This window comes from Shewanella glacialipiscicola, from assembly GCF_023283485.1.
Taxonomy (GTDB): Bacteria; Pseudomonadota; Gammaproteobacteria; order Enterobacterales; family Shewanellaceae; genus Shewanella; species Shewanella glacialipiscicola.
In genome coordinates this window covers 78,071-94,343 of record NZ_JAKILU010000016.1, presented here as the reverse complement: position 1 = coordinate 94,343, position 16,273 = coordinate 78,071, and the positions used below count along the sequence as shown (strand labels likewise).

Here is a 16,273-nt window from a genome sequence, read left to right as displayed (position 1 = left end):
CGTTTACTTTTATTCATTTTGTCACCTAAATTCGCTATGAATGAGATCATAACATTTCTTATTAGGTGGCCAAATTCACTATGCCACTTCAATATTTCAGCAGCTACAGACGAAGAAAGTCTTCGCGAGTATTGGAAAACATTTGTTTGTGATGGTTGTGGCCAAGAATATGATGCTCATATAGTATCCAGAATGTCAGAAACAGATATTTTTATCCCTAATATTATTGATTTAACATTTGATGTTCTCGACCATTTTGGACAAGAAGAAGTCACAGCAGAAATTGAAAGTACACAACAACTTGATATCTATAGAAAGGTTTCTACTGACGTTATTGCACTACTTCGCTATCAACATCACCAAGAGCACAAAGCAACGCTCAATAACATGCTTTTCGCACAAGTAGTAACTGCAATTGAGGCCTATCTCGCAAGCAGCTTTATCTCAACAGTTGTGAATTCTGACTTACTAATCAGAAGGTTGGTGGAAACGGATCCTGAGCTTGCAAAGAGACAGTTTTCATTAAAAGAAATTTTCACACAGTGGGAAGACTTGAAATTCCTAGTTGCACGCTACCTCAAGGATCTTATCTTTCACGATTTAAAGAAAATAAAGCCGATGTACTTTTCTGTACTCGACATTGATTTTGGTAATATAGAGTGGCTTTTCAAAGCAATCCTCATCAGACATGATTGCGTACATAGGAATGGCTTCGATAAAGATGGAAATCAGCATCAGATTGAGTCGGATGCGATCATCGAATTAGTAAAACAGTGCACGCATCTTGTTTCTCAGATAGAGGAGCACCTGAGTGCTCGCTAAAATTCGGACAGGCATAACTTTAATGCCTTAATAATTTACCGATAACATCAGAGTTTAAAGAAGACACCATCCCCTCGGAGTTGCCGCAGGGCGAGTTGGCAAATTGCGTGAGTCTCGCCATGGATGGCGAGCTAGCTTTCGAGGGGAAGGGACGCCCCATTGGAAGCGTCAGCAAATTTGCCAATGAGCACAAGGGGCTTTCAACTCCGTTGGGGGCGTCATGGAGAATCCAAGGAGGATAGGACGAGCAGTCCTCCTTGGTCGACTTTTGATTAAAACATCAGGGGGTGAAGCCCCACGACTTTGACTTTTCTTTTAAAAAGAATCAAAATATCAAACTAGATTTGTGACATAAAAAAGCCCCGCGGTGTTAAACACTGCGGGGCTTTATTCATCTAAAGCGCAGCTAACATAACAGCTGCGCCACTAGACCAAGTTAGCTATTCAAGTCTTGAAAAAACTTCTTCACGCCATCAAAAAAACCTTCAGCCTTTGGGCTGTGCTTTCTTGACTCACCCGTTAGGGTGGCTTCAAATTCGCGTAACAGTTCTTTTTGACGTTCGTTTAAGCTAACCGGTGTTTCCATAACCACTTTGCAGAGCAAGTCGCCAACAGCATGGCTACGAACCGATTTAACCCCTTTGCCACGTAAACGGAACATACGACCCGTTTGTGTTTCGGCTGGGATTTTAAGGCTCACTTTACCATCCAGTGTGGGTACTTCAATCTCGCCGCCTAGGGCCGCTTTACTGAAGGATATCGGCACTTCGCAGTAGAGGTTGTTACCATCACGGACGAAAATCGCATGCTCACGCACACTGACCTGAACGTATAAATCCCCTGGAGGCGCGCCAAACTCACCTGCTTCGCCTTCACCGGCTAAACGAATACGGTCACCCGTATCGACGCCAGCTGGGATTTTAACTGATAAGGTTTTGCTCTTTTCAACACGGCCATCGCCATGGCACTTGGTACAAGGATCTTTGATGATCTTGCCGCGACCATGACAGGTTGGACAAGCTTGTTGTACGGCAAAGAATCCTTGACGCATTTGTACTTGGCCTTGGCCATGACAGGTGCCACAAGTGGTTGCTGAGGTGCCTTTTTTAGCGCCGCTGCCGTCACACAGATCACAACTTGCCAGTGTGGGTATACGTAATTCTTTGGTGAAACCTTTAACCGCTTCTTCCAGTGATAATTCGAGGTTGTAACGTAAATCTGAGCCTCGAGCCGCTTGACGTTGACCGCCGCCACCACGACGTCCACCGCCGAAAATATCGCCAAAGACATCACCGAAGATATCACCGAAATCGCCCTGTCCACCACCGTAACCACCGCCACCGCGATTAGGATCGACACCTGCATGACCAAACTGGTCATAAGCCGCTTTTTTGTCGGCGTCGGTTAGGATCTCGTAAGCTTCTTTAATTTCTTTAAAGCTAGCTTCTGCGGTTTTGTCGCCGGGGTTGCGATCTGGGTGAAATTTCATGGCCAGACGTTTGTAGGCCTTTTTAATTTCACGTTCGCTGGTGTCACGACTGACACCTAATACTTCGTAATAATCTCGCTTTGACATAATCTCATGCTTCTGGCTTAAGTTGAACAAACGGGCGTTAGGGTTGCCCCGTAACGCCCGCCTAGAAATTAACTATTTGAAATCAATCGATTTGATTGAGAACAAATCATTATTTCTTGTCGTCTTTCACTTCTTCGAATTCAGCATCGACAACATCATCGGCAGCAGCGTTAGCCTGTTTGCCCGCGTCGGCATTGTCGCCGCCTTGAGCTTGAGACTTAGCTTGAGCAATTTCCATCAGCTTAGCAGACGCTTCGATTAAGTTTTGAGTTGCCTTTTCAATGGCTTCTTTGTCATTGCCTTTGATGGCAGTGTCAACAGCAGCCATAGCAGCTTCGATCTTCTCTTTATCTTCGCTTGGCAGTGCATCGCCCGCTTCTTCAACTTGTTTCTTAGTCCCGTGGACTAAGCCGTCAGCTTGGTTACGTGCTTGCACTAACTCTTCAAACTTTTTGTCTTCATCTGCGTGAGCTTCAGCATCACGTACCATTTGTGCCACTTCTTCTTCGCTTAAGCCAGAAGAGGCTTTGATGGTGATGTTTTGTTTCTTGCCGGTTTTCTTGTCTGTCGCAGACACATGTAAAATACCGTCGGCGTCGATGTCGAACATCACTTCAATTTGTGGCTGGCCGCGTGGTGCAGGCTCAATACCGTCTAAATTAAACTGACCTAATGACTTGTTCGCGCTCGCTTGCTTACGCTCACCTTGCAGTACGTGAATCGTCACTGCACTTTGGTTGTCATCTGCTGTTGAGAACACTTGCTGCGCCTTAGTAGGAATCGTAGTGTTTTTCTCAATCAGCTTGGTCATTACGCTGCCCATGGTTTCAATACCCAAAGACAGTGGTGTTACGTCTAACAGTAATACGTCTTTCACTTCGCCCGACAGAACACCGGCTTGAATCGCAGCACCTACGGCAACGGCTTCATCTGGGTTCACGTCTTTACGAGGTTCTTTACCGAAGAAGTTTGTTACCACTTCTTGAACCTTAGGCATACGTGTTTGACCACCCACAAGAATCACTTCGTTGATGTCTGATACTGATAAATCAGCGTCAGCCAAGGCAACTTTTAATGGCTCTAATGTGCGCATAATCATGTCTTCAACCAGTGCTTCTAACTTAGCACGAGTGATTTTAATCACTAAATGCTTAGGACCGGTTGCGTCTGCTGTAATGTATGGCAAGTTAACTTCTGTGTGATTTGTGCTTGAAAGCTCAATTTTTGCTTTCTCAGCCGCTTCTTTCAGACGTTGCATTGCCAAGGCATCTTTACGCAGATCAAGACCTTGTTCTTTCTTGAATTCATCAGCTAAGTAGTTGATCAAACGGTTGTCGAAGTCTTCACCACCTAAGTGGGTATCACCGTTAGTTGCCAATACTTCAAATGTTTGGTCACCATCGTTGCTATCGATTTCGATGATAGAGATATCGAACGTACCACCACCTAAGTCGTATACCGCAACAATGTTGTCGCCTTGCTTCTTATCAATACCGTAGGCTAATGCAGCTGCCGTTGGTTCGTTGATAATACGCTTAACATCAAGACCTGCGATGCGACCGGCATCTTTAGTGGCTTGACGTTGTGAATCGTTAAAGTAGGCAGGAACAGTAATAACTGCTTCTGTTACTTCTTCACCTAAAAAGTCTTCTGCTGTTTTCTTCATCTTTTTCAAGATTTCAGCAGACACTTGTGGTGGTGCCATTTTATTACCACGCGATTCAACCCATGCATCACCGTTGTCGGCTGCAATGATTTTGAATGGCATGATGTTCACGTCACGTTGAACTTCATCATCTTTAAAACGACGACCGATCAAACGCTTAATCGCGAAGAATGTGTTAGTTGGGTTAGTCACAGCTTGACGCTTTGCTGGCGAACCGACAATGATTTCATCGTCTGTATAAGCGATAATTGACGGTGTAGTGCGATCGCCTTCAGCATTTTCAATAACACGTGCTTTGCCGCCATCGAGGACAGCTACACAAGAGTTCGTTGTGCCTAAATCGATACCAATAATTTTACCCATGAGGTCCTCCGGAAAATTTCATTCAATCTAAATTTGTTTAGTTGGTGTTGATATGAGGCTAGACGGTGTAAATACCAAGTCCATCATTAGCCACTTCTCTGCCTTGATACCTATATTGGGACAGGGAATTTAATTACAAGGGTTAACAAAAAAATTTTCTAATTTATCTTTCCCGCAGCAGTATCAAGATAAAATATTTATCACTGCAAAATAGTCTTGCTTATCAGCCAAGGCTGTTATTCAATCAGCCCCCATTGGGCGGGTGATTATCTATAGTAAGGTCATTAGAGTGAAGGCTTCAAATCTAGCGTATGTGTATGGCATGGCGGCGGTCTTTCTTTGGTCTACGGTTGCCACAGCATTTAAAATTGCTTTGAGCTATTACAGCCCGCTGCAATTAGTTTTTGTGGCTGTACTCACCTCCATTGTTGCCCTTAGCGGTATTCTCGCTTGGCAACATAAGCTCTCTTTGCTACCACAACAATTTTTGCGCCGACCCACTTTTTATTTAGTCACAGGGCTTATCAATCCTTTTCTTTACTACGTTGTGCTATTTAAGGCTTATGCCTTACTGCCCGCACAACAAGCCTTGTCACTTAATTACACTTGGGCGGTATTGTTGCCGTTACTCGCTGCGCCTTTGTTAAAACAGCACTTACGTAAAAGTGATATTGCCGCGGCTTTGATTGCCTACTCTGGAGTTTTTATCATTGCCACTGGCGGCGATATCAGCGGTTTTAACTTTGATAGCCCGCTCGGCATTGGCCTTGCCCTCACCAGTACCTTACTCTGGTGCTTATATTGGATCGTCAATACCAAAGATCAAGGCGATCCTGTGGTGAGTTTATTACTCAGTTTTCTCATCGGCTTACCTTTTATCACCGCCACGTTAATGCTGACCGATGTGATGCCAAGTTTTAGTGTTAAGGCAATATTTGCGGGTATGTATGTCGGACTATTTGAGATGGGCATTACTTTTGTGCTGTGGTTAATGGCGCTTAAAATGGCCACCCGCACCGCTAACATTAGCACTATGGTGTTTTTATCTCCGGTGATGTCAATTGGATTTATCGCATGGATTTTGCAAGAAACAATTACTACGGCCACGTATCTCGGGCTCGCTTTTATTCTGTCGGGTATGGTGTTACAGCAACTTTTACCGCGTTATATCGACCGAAACCGTAAACTAGGCCCAAAGCTAGCCAAATAAATCTCTATGTTGTAAAGGAGTAGACAATGACCCCTGCCGTTCGTCTGGCTAAGAAAGCCCAGATCCCGTTTGATATCCTTGAGTACAGCCACGACCCACACTGCGCGGCCTACGGCGAAGAAGCGGCCAACACGTTAGGATTAGATACCGCACAGGTATTTAAAACCCTGTTAGTGGCCACCGATAAAACGCACGCACCGCTTGCGGTCGCTTTAGTGCCGGTTGATCATCAGCTCAATCTCAAAACCGTAGCTAAATGTTTAGGACAAAAAAAGCTGCAAATGGCCGATGCAGAGTTAGCGCAAAAATCCTCGGGTTATCTTGTGGGCGGCATTAGCCCGCTGGCACAAAAAAAACCGTTACCCACCTTGATTGATGCTAGTGCGCAGAACTTTGATAGGATTTATGTAAGCGCCGGCCGCCGCGGTTTAGAAATTAGCTTAGCCGCTAATGATTTGGCCAAACTGTGCAAGGGAACATTTGCCGACATCAAGACGCTATAAGCGGCATCTAATATCATTACGATAGGTTTATCGTATTTAAAACGTTTGAAAAACCACCCATATCAAGCTATAAATTGTACAGTGAAAAATGAGGCTAAGGACAGTCAAATGGAAAGATCAACACTATGGATGCCAGAAAATAATATCGGCCGTCTCAGTTGGGTGGCGATGCTGCTTTGTATTGGCTTATTTATTTACGAATATTTTTGGGGTAATGACTTCACCACTATGGTGGTCATGCTGTACTGCAGTTTTATGCTGCCGGCGGTATTACTCACCCGCAGAGTGCAAGAAAAATACTTTATCTACACCTTGGAATACATTGTTCCGTTTCGTAAATTTACAGCATTGATGTCGTTGGTATTTCTTTGTATTTGGCTTATCGCCACGAGTCTGCAGCTATTCCATTAAGCTTCTTGTTTATCATCGTTTTATTTTTAATACTTTTAACCCTTAGCTCCTTCATTGCAAACCTTTACACCACCCTTCACAAAATATTTCACACCACGACATGCTGTTATAGCAATCGTATTAAGCGGAATCTATCGATTAATTCGCATAAAAAAGCCGTCGACGCATGGCGTTAACGGCTGCTTATTTCTAACAGAAAAACATTACACGCGGCTGGTGTAATCACCCCAGGCTAACCATTTATAGGTGGTTAATGCCTCAAGCCCCATGGGGCCACGGGCGTGGAGTTTTTGTGTGCTCACCGCGACCTCGGCGCCAAGGCCAAACTGACCGCCATCGGTAAAGCGCGTACTGGCATTAACATACACAGCAGCAGAGTTGACTTCATTCATAAAGTGCGCAGCAGCATGAATATCATCAGTTAAAATCGCTTCAGAATGGCCGCTAGAATAGTGACGAATATGGCCAATGGCGGCGTCAATATCGCTTACCACTTTGATACCTATGGTTAACGACAACCACTCGATACCAAAATCTTCAGGCTTGGCGAGGGAAAGATCAAAACCTAAGCCATCAAGCAATGTATAAGTTTGCTCACAGACTGAAAAACGCACACCTAAACGATGTAGATATTCGGCAATTTGCGGCACAAATGTGCTCGCCACCCGCTCATCCACCAGCAAAGTATCGAGCGCATTACATACTGTTGGACGTTGCACTTTGGCGTTAGCAATCACCGCGAGCGCACGTTCAAGATCGGCATTTTTATCAACATACAAATGGCAAATACCAATCCCCCCTAATATTACGGGGATTGTCGCCTGCTCTGCGCATAAACGCTGCAGCGCTTGACCACCGCGGGGCACTATCATGTCGACATATTGGTCAAGCTTAAGTAAACCTGTCACTAGTGCTCTATCTGGCGAGTCGATAAATTGCACCGCATCGATAGGCAAACCTTGGGCGACCACAGCGCTGCGGATCACGTCACTGATTAACTTATTCGATTGCAGGGTTTCTTTACCACCACGAAGAATAACCGCGTTGCCGGTTTTGAGTGCCAGCACCGCAATATCAACCGTCACATTGGGCCGCGCCTCATAAATAACTCCAATCACCCCAAGCGGTACTCGGCGGCGAGTGAGCCTTAAACCGTTATCGAGTAGTTGACTACCAAACTCTTCACCAACGGGATCGGCAAGACGAATAACGTCACTAATATCGCCAATAATGCTCGCTAAACGCGCCTCATCTAACAATAATCGGTCAATCATTGCATAGGTGAGCCCGTCTGCTTTAGCCGCAGCCACATCTTTGGCATTAGCGGCTAAAATCGCCAGCGTATTCTGGGTTAACGCATCGGCAATAGCTTTGAGTAATTCGGCTTTTTGGCTTGCCGTTAAGTTCGCTAAAGCATAACTTGCCTGTTTAGCATTTATGCCAAGTTGCTGTATATATTGCTCTTGCTGAATTTGACTCAAAACAGACCTCGCTTATAGGACTACCATGTCGTTGCGATGCACTATTGCATCACCATAATCGTAACCGAGTACTGACTCGATCTCGTCGGAATGTTTACCTGCGATTAAACCTAGGGCTTGAGCACAATAACGTGTCATTCCTTTGGCTATAACTTTACCCTGTTGATCGACTAATTGCAGCGTTGCACCGCGCTCAAATTTGCCTTTAACACCGACAATACCTTTAGACAATAGGCTGCGGCCCTTGTCTGTCACCGCTTTCACGGCGCCCGCATCGAGCACTAAAGAGCCTTGGGTCGCAGGGCCAGCTAAAATCCACTGTTTACGGCTTTCGAGCGGGTTTTCGATGGCACTAAAATGCGTGCCAACCGATTCTTTACTCACCACTTTTTTAATCACATCGGGGTGATGACCAGAGGCAATAACCACTTCAATCCCCGCACGGCGAGCAATATCCGCCGCCTCCAATTTAGTCGACATACCGCCTGTGCCTAAACCCGACACAGAACCGCCCGCCAGCATCCGAAGGCTATCGTCAATTTTGACTACCTGCGAAATCAGCTTAGCATCAGGATTAGTGCGTGGATCAGCATCGAATAAGCCTTTCTGATCCGTCAATAAAATCAATAAATCAGCATCACACAGCAGCGCCGCACGGGCCGACAGATTATCGTTATCACCCACTTTGATTTCGTTAGTGGCCACCGCATCGTTTTCATTAATGATCGGCACAATATTATTAGCCAGCAAAGCATTAAGCGTGTCGCGGGCATTCAGGTAACGTTCTCTATCCTGCAAATCAGCACGGGTCAGCAGCAATTGGCCGACATGCAGCCCATAAATACTAAAGAGTTGTGACCAAGCGAGGATCAACTGGCTTTGCCCGACAGCGGCTAATAATTGTTTATTCGCCATAGTGTCGGGCAGTGTCGGGTATTGGAGATGTTCGCGCCCAGCGGCAATGGCTCCTGAGGTGCATAATACGACTTCGACCCCTGACTTCATCAGTGCGGCCATTTGACGAGCAAGCTCAACCATGTGGGCTTTATCTAGCTGTTTACTGCCAGAGGTGAGCACACTCGTCCCTAATTTCACTACCACGCGGCGATACGCAATATCACTTAAGTTCATTATTCATTAGTAAAAAATAACCGAACAGCCCTTATACCTAATCCGCTGGGTAATTGGTAGCAAGGAGTGGCTAACTAGAGATAAATTTTACAGTTTGTTAGAAATCGCACATTAAAAAGGGGCATCGGTTAGATGACCCTTAAAAAATCTTATCTATTGTAGACAATATGCATACTCGTTTGCGCTAATCAGTATGACTCATAGTGCATACAAACATGACCGACGGCGCTGCACTATATACACGATTAACCGTAAATAAATTTAGCCAAAAACAGTGCTGCAATCACTAATATACCCACATTGAGATCGCTAAAACGACCGGTCATTAACTTAATCGCCGCATAGGAAATCATCCCGAAGGCAATGCCCGTCGCGATAGAAAAAGTCAGCGGCATTAAAATACACACCACAACGACAGGGGCGGCTTCGGTTAAATCTTCCCATTCCACATGCATAAGCCCTGACATCATCAAAATAGCCACATAAAACAATGCACCCGCCGTGGCGTAAGCGGGGATCATGCCTGCCAATGGCGATATAAATAACGCGGCAATAAACAGTAATCCCACCACCACAGCGGTTAAACCAGTACGACCACCCACACTGACGCCCGCGGTACTTTCTACATAGCTTGTTGTTGTCGATGTTCCAAACGCGGCACCTACAATCGTTGCTAAACTGTCGGCAGTTAAAGCACGATTTAAACGTGGTAAACGGCCCTTATCGTCAAGAAAACCACCGCGCTGCGCAACGGCAACTAAGGTACCAGAGGTATCAAATAGATCGACAAATAAGAAAGCAAATACGACCGATAACATACTGACTTCAAATACTTGAGATAAATCCATCTTCATAAATGTTGGCATAATAGACGGTGGCATAGACACAATACCGTTATACTGTACATCGCCAAATATCAACCCAAGACCGGTGATAATAAGGATGCTTAACATCACCGCCGATTTCATCCCACGTTGCACTAACGCAATAATCAGGAAAAAACCTAACACCGCCATCACTGCTGGAAAGGCAGTTATATCACCTAAAGTCACCAGCGTCGCAGGGCTTGCCACCACAATACCCGCACTCTTAAGGCCAATCAGCGCGAGAAACAAACCGATACCAGCGGCAATACCAATACGTAGCGACATGGGAATACTATTGACGATCCATTCTCGAATGCGCACTAAAGATAAAACGAGAAAGCAAATCCCCGACAGAAATACTGCGCCTAGGGCTGTTTCCCAGCTGTAGCCCATCTCACCGACAACCGTATAGGTAAAAAAGGCGTTAAGCCCCATACCAGGTGCAAGCGCAATGGGATAATTTGCCATCAAACCCATCACTAAACAGCCAACTGCAGCGGCTAAACAAGTGGCAACAAACACAGCCCCGTGGTCCATACCCGCATCAGCTAACATCATAGGGTTGACAAAAATAATGTAAGCCATGGTCATAAATGTGGTCAAACCTGCGATAGCTTCCTGCTTGAGGCTCGTTTGATTTTGTTTAAGTTTGAACAATTTCTCTAACATGAAACTGGATGCCTTTTTATTTTAAGTAGGTAGGGTCACTCAATATTACCATTTTTAAACATGGCTATATTCATTGCAAGTATAGGGAGTTTAGGCTGGTCAGGCCAGAAAATTGGCAAGGTATAACAACGGTAAAGTATCTAGCGACTCATTATAAATGCCAGTAACGATTTTAGTGGTATGAACGCTGGATGTAAGACTGAATGATTATTTCTAACGTGCTGCGAGAACAAAACTTTTAAAGTCCACCAAAAGCTCAGCCTGCGTTAATAAAAATCATTCATTTGAAAAAAAGACAAAAAAAAGCCTGCTCAATGAGCAGGCAAAGACATATTTCAAGCGTCCCTTTCGGGGAAGTACATTACCGCGCTAACGGGAAAAACCTGGTATATTCATGCAAAAACACAAACATACTACTTGAGTCTAAACACGCCAAAAAGGCGATACAAAGGTTGATGGATGATGGAAACTCAAACTTTAAGGAGGGTTAAACCTTAAAGCTCATGGCGAATAAACCGCCACGCAAAACATCAGTGTTAAACCAAGTGTTCTGCCAATAAATATGTTTTGTACCTGTATAAGACATAGTCAATGCTCCTCGTAAATGTGATTAAGTACTCTAGTAAAGCTTGGCTCGGTTCCTTGGAACTAGATTTTCTCATATCCATTGAGACGACTTGTCACTCGGGTCCTTGGAGAAATTTATCCATCCTGGATAGACTAGAGGGAATAGGCCAGTGCCTAATCCACGAAAATCATTATATGGTTTTGTAGTTTTATTACAACCTTTATTTGTATTTTTTTTGATTAAGGCTTTTTAATGTAATTAAATTACACAACTATAGTGAGGTTAATGGCGACCTGCTTCACATAAAAACAGAAATAATCCTGCAACCATCTAATAAATAAGATATTACAGAATTATTTCTATTTGTTACTACTACTCGTTAGCGATTGATCAGATATTGATACAAGCCCACCAGCGGGCTAGCCGTAGGTTTGCCATAGAGAGGATCGCCTTCAGTCGCACTACCTGCGATATCTAAGTGCATATAAGCTAATGGAATAGGTGCATTAATGCCATGGTCAAATAGCCCTGACGCTTTTAGCAAAAATGCGGCAGGATATTGATGTCCACGGGCGGTAATCGATGATGGCGCATTATTGGAAGATAATATTTCAGCAGCGCCTGACACATCGCGGATCTTCGCGAAGTCTTCAGGGCGTAATGTAGACACTTCAAAGGGTTCGCCCCACTGGCTCGCCTGTTGTTGTAAAGTTACAGCGCATTGCTGCGCACTCGCCACTGAGTTTTCCACCGCCGCGGGATAACTGCCATAGCAACGCACTACGTGACCTGTGAGTGTTGCTACTGAAAACATCTCAGGCTTCACCGCCGACACGGCTTTGATGCGTAAATGGCTCAGTAAATCCGCCAGCACTAAGCGCCCTTCGGCATCGGTATTACCAATACGCACGCGTACGCCCGCATGGCTGGTGATGATTTCGTCTGTCACAAAAGCTTCACTACCAATACTGTTACGCACTAAACCTAACTCGGCAATCACTCGAATCCCCTTAGGCTTGAGCATTGATAGAGTTTTGAATAGCCCCGCTACAGCAGAGGCGCCGCCTTTATCGCGGCTCATGCCTGCCATAGTACCGCCAACTTTGAGATCAGCGCCGCCAGTATCGTAAATCACGCCCTTACCCGCAAACAGGAAAGTGCGAGTGACTTCGCCCTCGGGTAGATATTCTAATTTTACTACGCGGGGTTGATGACGACCGACAGCAAAAGAGGAACGCGCCACTGCACTTAATAATGGATAATCACGCTCTAAAATATCTCTGTCTTCCACCACCGCTGTTTTAATCACGCTACCCGCTAAAGATTGCAGACAATAATCGGCAAACGCTTTAGCCGACATACGCTCAGGCTCTGTACCACATAAATCCCGTGCTAATACGCGGCCCGCTTCTAAGGCATTGAGTAAATTGCTGTTATGAGTTGATAACGATAATAGCCCTATCGCCTCAAATGCAGGTGTTAAACGTGTCGCTTCACGCAGCTCTAGGGTTTGCCACAGTTCTTGACCGCAGGCTAACGCCGCAACTTCAGCGGCAAAACCAAAACGCGCGTCCTTCGATGGCGCGACATATAATAGCGGACGTTTCGCCCCAGCCTCTTTTGCAATGGTAATAGCCGCTCTTGCCGCATCGGCATACACACGCACATCGACATACTCGTCGCTCACTTGGGTAACAGGCGCGATGATCAAACGCCCTCCCGCAAGCCCTGGTGCAAACAGTAATGTTGGGCTCTTACCGACACGCTTATCGACATGGGCACCGTGCTTGGCCAATAAGCCTATCTCATCAAAAATGATGGAATCCAGATCAGGCGTTACCACCACAACAGCATCCCAGCCTTCACCATTAAAAATGGCATTTTCTGCTTTTACATCAAAGAAGTTAACTTGAAACATGACCCATCCTTTTTCATTATTGTGCCTACATTATTCCCGCTCTATCACCTAATTACCAATCTAAACGTGGTATCAACACTCGCGAAAAAAACCGAACTGGAAACTTTGCCTGCCAGCTCAAAAAAAGCCTGTGGCACTGAGATTATTTGGCTGCGCAGAATGTGCTAGAATGGCCACAAATTTGCCCTATACCCACAAGACCTTATGAGGGACACTCAAGTGACAGCCTTAAGTCAGTTATACCCACAGCCTTTATGGCAATGGTTTGAACAAATTTGTGCGATTCCACACCCATCCAAGCATGAGCAAGCCTTAAGCCAGCACATACAAGCCTGGGCTAAAAGCAAACAACTTGCTGTAGTCGAAGATGCCGTTGGCAATTTGATCATCCGTAAACCAGCGACGCCCGGAATGGAAGATCGTAAAATAGTGGTTATTCAAGCCCATATCGATATGGTGCCGCAGAAAAACGCCGACAAAGTACACGATTTTACTAAAGACCCTATCGAAGCTTATGTCGATGGCGATTGGGTTAAAGCCAAGGGCACCACCTTAGGTTCAGATAACGGTATCGGTATGGCATCAGCGCTGGCAATTTTAGGCAGCAACGATATCAAGCACGGTCCATTAGAAGTACTGCTGACCATCGATGAAGAAGCCGGCATGACTGGCGCCTTCGGTTTACAGGCGGGCATGTTAGACGCTGAGATTTTGATCAATACCGACTCAGAGCAAGAAGGTGAGATTTACATGGGCTGCGCCGGTGGCGTTGACGCTCAAATCACTCTGCCTATGGTGTGGCAAGCCTCTGAGCAAAGTTACTCAGCCTTTAGCCTGCACTTATCAGGCTTAAAAGGCGGCCACTCTGGGGTGAACATTCACTTAGGTCGCGGTAATGCCAATAAGTTATTGGCGCGTTTCCTCTTTGAAAACGCCGATGATTTAGCCTTAGAGCTGACACAATTTAGCGGCGGTTCACTACGTAATGCCATCCCACGTGAAGCCAACATCAGCTTTATGTTGCCTGAAGAAAACCTCAGTGCTTTACATGAGAAAGTCGCTGAGTTTGAGGCTCTGATCCGCACCGAACTCGCCATTGCCGACCCAGATATACGTTTAGTGCTAAACACTATCCCTACGCCAAAACGGGTGATGAGCGAAAACAGCCAAAATACGTTAATTGACTTGCTGCATGTGTGCCCAAATGGCGTGATCCGCATGAGCGATGAAGTCGAAGGAGTCACTGAAACCTCACTCAACATTGGCGTTATCAGCACTGACGATGAACAAGTCACTATCTTGTGTCTTATTCGCTCACTGATTGATTCTGGCCGCAGCCAAGTTGAAGGCATGTTAACTGCGTTGACTAACTTAGCCGGAGCCGATATTGATTTAAGCGGCGCCTATCCTGGTTGGAAGCCAGATAACAGTTCGCCTGTAATGGCGATAGTGCGCGAAACCTATCAAGATATTTACCACAAAGAACCGGTGATCATGGTTATCCATGCGGGTCTTGAGTGTGGTCTATTCAAGAAACCTTACCCAGAAATGGATATGGTCTCGATTGGCCCCACAATCCGTTATCCACACGGGCCAGATGAGATGGTAAACATCACTACAGTCGGCCAGTACTGGACCTTGTTACTGGCTGTACTCGAGCGCATTCCCGTTAAGGCTTAAGCCTTCAACGAAGCTTGCTTACTCTGTCCGCTTTTAATATAAAGCCGCATCTACTTAATGCCGATGCGGCTTATTTTTAGCACTAGCCTGAAAACTTAGTCACGTTGCTAAGCGTTATTAAAACACTAAATTTAGTTGCGTTTGGGCTGGGATAAGCGTGGGAATAATGTGGATAGAATCTGCCAACCCAACCGAAATCCCCAGTAGCCGAATGCCGCGCCCCTCCTGCCTTACCATCGCTTGCGCAAGTAGCTCATAAAACATCTCAATTGAGACTTGGTCACTGCGATGTTCAATAGTGGTCTGCTTAAAATCGTTAAATTTGAGCTTTACCACTTGTTTGCATATTTGTCTGTTTTTAGCGCCGCGATCCAAGCGCTGCAGCAACTCTTGAATTAATCCTGGTATAATTTGTTGGCATTGCACTAAATGATAGATATCTTTTGCCAGGGTAGTTTCTACACCGACTGATTTACGCTCTCTGTCAGCAGAAATACCACGCTCATCTATACCGTGAGAACGCTCAATCAATACACTGCCAAATTTGCCAAATCGCGCCACAAGCTCAGTTTTAGAATAGGCTTGTACATCACTGCAGGTATGGAGCCCTAACAAGGCTAACTTTTCAGCGGTAACTTTACCTACACCGGGAATTTTTCGTAAGGATAAGGTTTTAACGAACTCAGGCACAGTATCTGGCGTGATCACATATTGACCATTGGGTTTATTCAAATCCGATGCGATCTTTGCGAGAAACTTAATCGGCGCTATACCTGCTGATGCCGTTAAACCTGTTTCTAGTAAAATATCACGGCGAATAGCTTGGGCTATTAAGGTAGCAGAACCTTTATATTGTTGGCACTCACTCACGTCTAAATAGGCTTCATCGAGGGACAGCGGCTCAATCAATGACGTATAGCGGGAAAATATTTCACGGATCTGCAACGACACTTGTTTGTAAACCTGCATACGACCAGGTACCAGAATAAGTTCAGGGCACAATTTAAAAGCATAAGCCGTGGCCATCGCTGAACGTACGCCAAATTTACGCGCCTCGTAACTACAAGTGCTAATAACGCCGCGGCGATCGCTACTACCGCCCACCGCTAACGGTTTGCCAAGGTACTCAGGAAAGTCACGCATTTCCACTGCGGCAAAATAGCAGTCCATATCGATGTGAATAATTTTTCGCACGTTGAATCCTCCAACGCCAAAATACTGTATATAAAAACAGTTATCAAGCATTGTAATGTACACCGCACAACTTTTATGGCGGATAAACACGCCAGGGTCTATTAAACTTGAAATGCTGGATTTGAGTTTAAGGAAGGCAACTAGGGGCGTTATTAGTCTGGCGCTGGTAGTGTAAGGGCGACAGAAAAGTTGTAAGGTGTGAATCGCGGGCTTGT

12 protein-coding genes are annotated in these 16,273 nt (G+C 45.4%); 5 read left to right on the top strand and 7 right to left on the bottom strand.

All coding sequences use genetic code 11. The annotated features are described in order from the left end of the window. On the top strand, positions 1 to 822 hold an 822-nt coding region (locus L2717_RS12860), incomplete at its 5' end, for a hypothetical protein (protein ID WP_248938068.1). Between the two features lie 436 nt (positions 823 to 1,258). Here L2717_RS12860 and dnaJ read toward each other — a convergent pair. Together dnaJ and dnaK are read right to left on the bottom strand one after the other, a co-directional pair. After that, positions 1,259 to 2,398 carry a molecular chaperone DnaJ gene (gene dnaJ, locus L2717_RS12855; RefSeq protein WP_220772461.1) on the bottom strand — a complete coding sequence of 380 codons (1,140 nt, stop codon included), beginning with the start codon at positions 2,396 to 2,398 and terminating at the stop codon, positions 1,259 to 1,261. Between the two features lie 109 nt (positions 2,399 to 2,507). Continuing rightward, positions 2,508 to 4,427 (bottom strand): molecular chaperone DnaK, encoded by a 1,920-nt coding sequence (gene dnaK, locus L2717_RS12850; RefSeq protein WP_220772463.1) that lies wholly within the window; start codon positions 4,425 to 4,427, stop codon positions 2,508 to 2,510. A gap of 289 nt (positions 4,428 to 4,716) precedes the next feature. On the opposite strand from dnaK, the gene L2717_RS12845 reads away from it, so the two are divergent. From L2717_RS12845 to L2717_RS12835, 3 genes are all read left to right on the top strand, one after another. Then, positions 4,717 to 5,637, top strand: a complete 921-nt coding sequence (locus tag L2717_RS12845; protein WP_220772465.1) for a DMT family transporter — start codon at positions 4,717 to 4,719, stop codon at positions 5,635 to 5,637. A 26-nt stretch (positions 5,638 to 5,663) separates the two neighbouring features. Further along, positions 5,664 to 6,140 (top strand): Cys-tRNA(Pro) deacylase, encoded by a 477-nt coding sequence (gene ybaK / locus L2717_RS12840; protein ID WP_220772467.1) that lies wholly within the window; start codon positions 5,664 to 5,666, stop codon positions 6,138 to 6,140. A 108-nt stretch (positions 6,141 to 6,248) separates the two neighbouring features. Next, positions 6,249 to 6,551: a hypothetical protein gene (locus L2717_RS12835; RefSeq protein ID WP_220772468.1), complete on the top strand. Its 303-nt coding sequence runs from the start codon at positions 6,249 to 6,251 to the stop codon at positions 6,549 to 6,551. Positions 6,552 to 6,754: 203 nt separating this feature from the next. Here L2717_RS12835 and L2717_RS12830 read toward each other — a convergent pair whose 3' ends face one another. From L2717_RS12830 to L2717_RS12815, 4 genes are all read right to left on the bottom strand, one after another. Continuing rightward, positions 6,755 to 8,032, bottom strand: coding sequence for a glutamate-5-semialdehyde dehydrogenase (locus L2717_RS12830; protein ID WP_220772470.1), 1,278 nt, complete (start codon positions 8,030 to 8,032; stop codon positions 6,755 to 6,757). Positions 8,033 to 8,044: 12 nt separating this feature from the next. Then, positions 8,045 to 9,163, bottom strand: coding sequence for a glutamate 5-kinase (gene proB / locus L2717_RS12825; RefSeq protein WP_220772473.1), 1,119 nt, complete (start codon positions 9,161 to 9,163; stop codon positions 8,045 to 8,047). Between the two features lie 245 nt (positions 9,164 to 9,408). Continuing rightward, on the bottom strand, positions 9,409 to 10,698 hold the full coding sequence (locus tag L2717_RS12820) for an NCS2 family permease (RefSeq protein ID WP_220772475.1): 1,290 nt from the start codon (positions 10,696 to 10,698) through the stop codon (positions 9,409 to 9,411). A gap of 947 nt (positions 10,699 to 11,645) precedes the next feature. Further along, positions 11,646 to 13,184 carry a M17 family metallopeptidase gene (locus L2717_RS12815; RefSeq protein ID WP_220772477.1) on the bottom strand — a complete coding sequence of 513 codons (1,539 nt, stop codon included), beginning with the start codon at positions 13,182 to 13,184 and terminating at the stop codon, positions 11,646 to 11,648. A gap of 219 nt (positions 13,185 to 13,403) precedes the next feature. Here L2717_RS12815 and L2717_RS12810 point away from each other — a divergent pair, with 219 nt between their 5' ends. Further along, positions 13,404 to 14,864, top strand: a complete 1,461-nt coding sequence (locus L2717_RS12810) for an aminoacyl-histidine dipeptidase (RefSeq protein WP_220772479.1) — start codon at positions 13,404 to 13,406, stop codon at positions 14,862 to 14,864. Between the two features lie 117 nt (positions 14,865 to 14,981). On the opposite strand, the gene dinB is transcribed toward L2717_RS12810, so the two are convergent. Next, positions 14,982 to 16,058: a DNA polymerase IV gene (dinB, locus tag L2717_RS12805; RefSeq protein ID WP_220772481.1), complete on the bottom strand. Its 1,077-nt coding sequence runs from the start codon at positions 16,056 to 16,058 to the stop codon at positions 14,982 to 14,984. Between the last annotated feature and the right edge of the window lie 215 nt (positions 16,059 to 16,273).

Excerpts from the sequence above, each read along its gene's own strand:
- dnaJ (WP_220772461.1), bottom strand. The coding sequence starts at position 2,398 with ATGTCAAAGCGAGATTATTACGAAGTATTAGGTGTCAGTCGTGACACC.
- dnaK (WP_220772463.1), bottom strand. The coding sequence starts at position 4,427 with ATGGGTAAAATTATTGGTATCGATTTAGGCACAACGAACTCTTGTGTA.
- ybaK (WP_220772467.1), top strand. The coding sequence starts at position 5,664 with ATGACCCCTGCCGTTCGTCTGGCTAAGAAAGCCCAGATCCCGTTTGAT.
- L2717_RS12835 (WP_220772468.1), top strand. The coding sequence starts at position 6,249 with ATGGAAAGATCAACACTATGGATGCCAGAAAATAATATCGGCCGTCTC.
- proB (WP_220772473.1), bottom strand. The coding sequence starts at position 9,163 with ATGAACTTAAGTGATATTGCGTATCGCCGCGTGGTAGTGAAATTAGGG.
- L2717_RS12820 (WP_220772475.1), bottom strand. The coding sequence starts at position 10,698 with ATGTTAGAGAAATTGTTCAAACTTAAACAAAATCAAACGAGCCTCAAG.
- L2717_RS12815 (WP_220772477.1), bottom strand. The coding sequence starts at position 13,184 with ATGTTTCAAGTTAACTTCTTTGATGTAAAAGCAGAAAATGCCATTTTT.